The 6,416-nt window shown below is 48.6% G+C and carries 7 protein-coding genes, 1 pseudogene and 1 riboswitch; of the genes and pseudogenes, 4 read left to right on the top strand and 4 right to left on the bottom strand.

Features of this window, described 5'->3' with window-relative positions; genetic code table 11:
* The first annotated feature begins 227 nt into the window (after positions 1-227).
* The 4 genes from LC608_RS05490 (at position 228) to LC608_RS05475 (ending at position 3,912) form a co-directional block, all read left to right on the top strand.
* Positions 228-686 carry a hypothetical protein gene (locus LC608_RS05490; RefSeq protein WP_229552552.1) on the top strand — a complete coding sequence of 153 codons (459 nt, stop codon included), beginning with the start codon at positions 228-230 and terminating at the stop codon, positions 684-686.
* Between the two features lie 112 nt (positions 687-798).
* Positions 799-931: riboswitch (cobalamin riboswitch) on the top strand.
* Positions 920-2,530 (top strand): precorrin-3B synthase, encoded by a 1,611-nt coding sequence (cobG, locus tag LC608_RS05485; protein WP_374108370.1) that lies wholly within the window; start codon positions 920-922, stop codon positions 2,528-2,530. It overlaps the preceding riboswitch by 12 nt.
* A 48-nt stretch (positions 2,531-2,578) precedes the next feature.
* Positions 2,579-3,205, top strand: coding sequence for a precorrin-8X methylmutase (locus tag LC608_RS05480; RefSeq protein WP_229552550.1), 627 nt, complete (start codon positions 2,579-2,581; stop codon positions 3,203-3,205).
* A gap of 2 nt (positions 3,206-3,207) precedes the next feature.
* Complete coding sequence (locus tag LC608_RS05475) at positions 3,208-3,912, top strand: precorrin-2 C(20)-methyltransferase (protein WP_229552578.1); 705 nt, start codon at positions 3,208-3,210, stop codon at positions 3,910-3,912.
* Between the two features lie 447 nt (positions 3,913-4,359).
* Here LC608_RS05475 and LC608_RS05470 read toward each other — a convergent pair whose 3' ends face one another.
* The 4 genes and pseudogenes from LC608_RS05470 to LC608_RS05455 form a co-directional block, all read right to left on the bottom strand.
* Positions 4,360-5,367: an aldo/keto reductase gene (locus LC608_RS05470; protein ID WP_229552549.1), complete on the bottom strand. Its 1,008-nt coding sequence runs from the start codon at positions 5,365-5,367 to the stop codon at positions 4,360-4,362.
* Positions 5,334-5,705, bottom strand: a complete 372-nt coding sequence (locus LC608_RS05465) for a hypothetical protein (protein ID WP_229552548.1) — start codon at positions 5,703-5,705, stop codon at positions 5,334-5,336. The genes LC608_RS05470 and LC608_RS05465 overlap by 34 nt, the downstream gene beginning before the upstream one ends.
* Before the next feature lie 214 nt (positions 5,706-5,919).
* Positions 5,920-6,093 (bottom strand): annotated as a pseudogene (locus tag LC608_RS36805) (SDR family oxidoreductase); the annotation flags it as partial.
* Positions 6,092-6,262 carry a hypothetical protein gene (locus LC608_RS05455; RefSeq protein ID WP_229552579.1) on the bottom strand — a complete coding sequence of 57 codons (171 nt, stop codon included), beginning with the start codon at positions 6,260-6,262 and terminating at the stop codon, positions 6,092-6,094. The pseudogene LC608_RS36805 and the gene LC608_RS05455, both read right to left, overlap by 2 nt.
* Positions 6,263-6,416 lie beyond the last annotated feature (154 nt).

Raw genomic sequence — 6,416 nt, 5'->3', positions numbered from 1 at the left:
GTTGTCACGATTACAAACACATGAGCAAAGGCGCAAGCTAAGAACATCGGAAGCTGGGTGCGGTGAAAGTCGCACGCCCAGATTTAACTGAGAGGTGCGGGAGATAATACTCCCCATCGACTCAACCACAGCGACTTTTTCCCAAAGGGGAATTTAGCAAACAAGCCAATAGCCAAAGTTGGCAGCGTGGAAAGAAAGGTAAAAAGTAAGGTAAAAGACCAAAAAAGATGACTAAACCAATTGTTTGGATACATGGAGATTGCCTCAGTCCATACAACCCTGTACTACAAAAATATCCCGATGCGCCTGCTATCTGGGTTTGGGACGAGGCTTTGATAAAGGAATGGCAACTAAGTCTCAAACGCATCGCTTTTATCTACGAATGCTTGCTGGAGTTACCCGTTGTTATCCGTCGTGGCGATGTGGCACAAGAAATTTTAGCTTTTGCTCAAGAACATGATGCAAATTTAGTTATCACAGCTAACAGTCCCAGTCCCCGATTTAATGATATCTGCAATCAAATGGAGGGTTCTATAGCAGTGGAAGTGCTAGAAGTAGAACCATTTTTTGACTATGATGGCTATATTGACCTCAAGCGGTTCTCGCGTTATTGGAAAGTCGCTCAAAATTATGTTTTTCGTTCAAATTTGTCCCCCTCAAACTCGGAAAGAGACGGTTTTGCATAGTAAAACCAGGGAGAAGTTTTTTATTAAACTAATTGGCCGGTTACTACATAAGTGAGTTGTTGAACTCACGTCTTGAGGCGCGGATAAGTTGATTCAAAATATGAAGCATTAAATATTCTGACTCCGTTCTCGTGCTAAATTACTAAAGCTTGGAGTTGGGAAACTCCGGTGAAATTCCGGGACTGTGCCGCAGCTGTGATGGGATCACCCAAGTCAGAATGCCAACTCTCAAGATGTCCTCAAGACACACTCACCGTCTACTCCCTGCGTTGCACGGGGAAGGAGTTCCAAGTTTGATTTCTGAATTTGCCACTTGTCCTGGCTTGTTTTATGCTACACCCGCCGCCGATGGTATATTATCTCGCATTAGAATACCAGGTGGAATTATTAGTAGTCAGCAGTGCCGTGCGATCGCAGATATAGCAGAACAGCACGGTGGCCGCTATGTAGATGTGACTAATCGAGCTAATCTACAAGTCCGTGAAATTCGCACGGGGATAAATGCTGAGGTTCTGAAACATCTACAGGATATAGGATTGGGCTCTCGCAATCCCGTTGTAGACCACATCCGTAATATTATGACCAGCCCAACTGCTGGTATCGATCCGCTAGAATTAATCGACACCCGCCCTTTTGTCCAAGATTGGGATAATTATATTGCTGCACATCCGGCGCTTTCGGGACTGTCGGCAAAATTTAGTGTTTGCTTTGATGGTGGTGGGATAATTCGGGTGTGCGATCGCTTGAATGATATCCTATTCGCTGCTGTCTTAGTTGACGGTAATGTTTATTTCCGACTCCATCTCAGTGTCGGCGCAAAGGGTCAACCGCCCAGTGATATGGGAATTTTGTTACCACCAGAAAAATGTTTGCCCGTCTTGGCAGCTTTGACAGAGGTCTATCTAGCTCATAGTAATACTACAGGTAAGCGTCGGCTACGTCTCTTAGAATTATTAAATACTTTGGGTTGTGAAAATTATCTCCAGGAAGTTCAGCAGCGTCTACCTTTTTCTCTTTTATGCAGTGAAACAATAAAAGACCTAACCCCCCAACCCCCTTCCCTAATAGGGAAGGGGGAGGAATTCTCTACTCTTTTGCAAGAAGAAGGGAAATATCAGCATATTGGCATCCATCCCCAACGTCAGAAAGGCTTATTTTACCTTGGTGTCGTATTACCCCTTGGGCGGCTGGAGAGTAGCCAAATGCAGGGTTTGGCAGATTTAGCAGCCAAATATGGTAGCGGCGCTTTTCGATTAACCCCCTGGCAAAATCTGCTCTTAACAGATATTCCTCAGCAATGGGTTGCTGATGTCCAGCGAGAAATTGCTTTCTTAGGATTAGATGCCTCAGCAAGCAACATCAAGAGTGCATTAGTTGCCTGTTCTGGAAAAAAAGGTTGCGCCTCTTCTGCCACGGACACCAAAAGTCATGCATTAGCATTAGCAGAGTATCTTGAAACTCGCGTTACTTTGGATTGCCCAGTTAATATCCACTTTAGCGGCTGCGAAAAATCCTGCGCCCAGCATAGCAAGAGTGACATTACTCTGCTTGGTGTCAGCATTGAGGCTGACAATGGAACTGTGGAAGGCTATCACGTTTATGTTGGTGACAGCAAGGAGAAATTCGGACGTGAACTATATCAAAATGTAACTTTTGCCGAACTACTGGCATTAATAGAGCGGATGCTATATGTATATAAAATTCAACGCCTAAATTCTGATGAGTCTTTTGGGAAATTTGCTAATCGATATGCGATCGCCCAATTACACCAGTTATTTAATATTATTCCTAAATCATTTGTAAACAACAAGATTCCCAACTTTTTAGAGAAGTCGGCAATCTGAACCTTTCGATTTTCATCAGTCAATCTAAAATCTAAAATCCCAAATCGAATGCCCGACTATATCCGAGATGCTAACGAAATTTACCGCAATTCTTTTGCAATCATCCGGTCAGAAGCGAACCTAGATGTGCTGCCGCCAGATGTAGCAAAAGTTGCTGTACGTCTCATTCATGCCTGTGGAATGACGGATATTGTCACTGACTTGGGATATTCACCAACAGCAGTACAATCTGCAAGGGCAGCACTGGCAGCAGGAGCGCCAATTCTATGCGATTGCCGGATGGTTGCTGATGGCGTTACCAGGCGGCGGTTGTCTGCAAATAATCAAGTTATCTGTACCCTCAACGAGCCGGAAGTGCCAGAAACTGCCCAGCGTCTGGGTACTACAAGGTCGGCAGCAGCTTTAGAATTATGGCGATCGCACCTCGAAGGATCGGTGATTGCAATTGGCAATGCGCCCACAGCACTATTCCGGCTATTAGAAATGCTTGATGAAGGAGCGCCGAAACCTGCAATTATCTTAGGCTTCCCAGTGGGGTTTGTCGGTGCAGCCGAATCGAAAGCAGCACTGGCAACAGATAGTAGAAATGTGCCATTTTTAACCTTACATGGTCGGCGCGGTGGAAGTGCGATCGCAGCCGCAGCAGTTAACGCCCTGGCAACGGAGGAAGAATGAATATGGAAACCAAAGGTCGTCTTTATGGAATTGGTGTCGGCCCAGGCGATCCCGAACTATTGACTCTGAAAGCACTGCGGTTATTACGTGCGGCTCCTGTGGTAGCCTATCAATCAGCCACAGATAAAGAAAGTATTGCTAGAGCGATCGTCGCGCAATATCTACCTGGGAATCAAATCGAGGTATTATTTCATCTCCCCCGCGCTTTGGAACCAGAAAAGGCAAAGTCCATTTATGATAAAGAAATTGAACCAATCGCCGACCATTTAGCAGCCGGTCGAGATGTCGTAGTGCTGTGTGAGGGCGATCCATTTTTCTATGGTTCGTTCATGTACCTGTTCACGCGGTTATGTGACCAGTATGAAACAGAAGTTGTCCCCGGAGTTTCTTCGCTGATGGCTTGTCCGGTAGCCTTGGGTGTACCTTTCACCTACTACACCGATATCCTCACAGTCTTACCCGCGCCATTGCCAGCAGAAGAACTGACTACACATCTGTTGATGACCGACGCAGCAGCAATTATGAAGCTAGGTCGCCACTTTACCAAAGTACGAGATATCCTGCATAAATTAGGGCTAGCATCACGGGCAAGATATATTGAGCGGGCATCAACATCACAGCAACGCATCATACCTCTAGATGAAGTTGATCCAGATAAAGTACCCTATTTCTCGATGATTGTGATTCCAACTAAGAATCGACTATAAACCTGTCAAAAGAGGCAAGGGGGCAGGGAGCGGGGGGCAGGGGGAAAAACTGAGACGGAGCTTGTACTCCGCGCCAGTTCAAGCGGACAAAGAAGGACGGGGCAACTCTAGGAGACCTCCGCGAACGTACCCGTGTTGCGCTTTGCTCCACGCATTTCTTGGAAGGACTTGCTCCCCCAAGCTTTTAGCTCCCTTCCAAGAACTGCCTCTTGGGTGACATTCTCAAGCCACGAAATCGGTGTAATGATTGGGCTATTTCGGTGAAAGTTAGACTTACAAGAGAAGGCAGGAGGCAGATAGCGCAGCGTAAAGCCAATTCTTGGAGACCCTGCGCGTAGCTTGCTTCCACGTTCGCGGAGCGTGCCGTAGGCAAGTGGTACGGCATAGCAACTCTTAGAGACGCTACAACGATGCGGCAATTGAACCAGAGAACACATTTTTTGCCGCTCAACGACCAGTCATTTGCTCCAGATTTTCAGGGTACCGAGCGCCTTGCACCGTGATCTTGGAGGCGGCGTCATCGATGTCACGCAGATCGTCGGGTGTGAGTTCAACTGAGACTGCGCCGATGTTTTCGTCCAAGCGATGGAGCTTTGTTGTGCCTGGGATTGGAACAATCCACGGCTTCTGGGCCAGCAGCCAGGCGATCGCAATCTGAGCAGGTGTAGCCTGCTTCTGTTCTGCAATGCTGCCAAGCAGATTAATCAGGGACTGATTCGCCTTGAGAGCGTCCGGCGTAAAGCGAGGCAGGGTGCTGCGGAAGTCGGAACTGTCGAAGGTCGTGCTTTCGTCCATCTTACCAGTGAGAAAGCCTTTGCCCAACGGGCTGTAAGGGACAAAGCCGATTCCGAGTTCCTCAAGGGTCGGTATCACTTCCTTTTCAGGAGTCCTCGTCCACAGCGAGTATTCGCTCTGAAGAGCAGTGACCGGCTGAACCGCGTGGGCGCGACGGATCGTTTGCACTCCTGCTTCCGAGAGTCCAAAGTGCTTCACCTTACCTGACTGAATCAGTTCTTTCACCGCTCCTGCCACATCTTCGATCGGCACATTCGGGTCAACCCGGTGCTGATAGAGCAGGTCGATTGTCTCGACCTTGAGTCGTTTGAGCGAACCTTCGACAGCCTGCTTGATGTGCTCCGGCCGACTATCTAATCCTGGCGACCCCTTCATCCCACGGGGATCAGAATTAGGACTGATGTCGAATCCGAATTTGGTGGCAATAATTACTTGCCCACGGAAGGGAGCGAGGGCTTCGCCCACAAGCTCTTCGTTTAAGAATGGACCGTAGACCTCGGCAGTGTCAAAGAATGTCACGCCGCGTTCGACGGCAGCCCGGAGAAGATCGGTCATCTCCCGCGTGTCTTTGGGTGGGCCATAAGAAAAGCTCATTCCCATGCAGCCAAGCCCGATAGCCGAGACTTCTAAGTTACTATTTCCAAGTTTGCGTTTTTGCATTGTTTTTCCTCATTATTAATGTGGAACTGAAATTTTTCGCCGTCCATCGATCCGGTCTTTGTCAGTCGCCTTCGCTGCGATCGCTGCTCATCGTGGGGTCGCTGATGTGGGACGGGGCGTTCCCGTGACCCCAGCGAGGCCAGAGATAGAAGAGGTTGAGGAGAATGAAGAGCAGCACCGCCAGCCAGGGCACGACCAGCGCGACTACGGTGGCGATCGCATAAACGATCGGCCCGACAAGGAACTGCCGTTCGATCTGCCGTACCTTTTTCGCCGTAAGCTGGGTGTCGAGCAACCGATACCCACGAGCCGCGTACCGCCACATGGCGTATCCACACTCACCTCGTCTGCCAGCAGTCGTTGCTGTTGTCAAGTTTGCGCTTTTGCATTGGTACTCCTTCGAGATTCCGCTCGGTTATTCAGATTTCAGGGATGCCATATCAATCACAAAGCGGTACTTCACATCGGACTTGAGCAGGCCATCGTAGCCTGAGTGGCAATATGAGTCATTGCCGTTGGTGGTGAAGGTGGTCAAGGCAACTGCTCTGAGCGTTACTGCACTGTTTGGCCGCCGTCGATGACCATAGCGTGCCCAACGACGAAGGCAGCCGCGTCCGAACACAGCCAAAGGACCGCCGCAGCGATCTCCTCGGGCTTACCAAGTGTGCGTGCTGGATCGTGCGCCTCGAACACGGGGTCAATGCGGACAGTGCCGGTAAAATACTCAGCCGATCCTTTGGCGGAAGGCTGTGAGCCACTTCTTTTGATGTCCATTTCTTAATTCCTTCACTTGATGCCATTTTGGTGGCTGTCCCAATCGTAAAGATTGAGCAATTATCGCTTCTCTATCGATAGGGATGGATTTTTTCAGAAGCAAGGTTAGCCTTGATGCCATTTTGGTTGTCAGTAGGCGAGTCTCTTGCCCTATCAAAACTGAGTTTTATCTTGAATAAAAATCCAGACGCTTGCAAGAAGCCGGAATCGTTTTTTATTGCTTTAGCTTCATCTTAGGCATTTTGGAGGACAAGCAATAAAACGATCGTCTAAGA

Source organism: Nostoc sp. XA010 (assembly GCF_020829625.1).
Lineage (GTDB): Bacteria > Cyanobacteriota > Cyanobacteriia > Cyanobacteriales > Nostocaceae > Nostoc.
The sequence above is the reverse complement of the archived record's forward strand: the minus strand, read 5'-3'. Positions and strand labels throughout refer to the sequence as shown.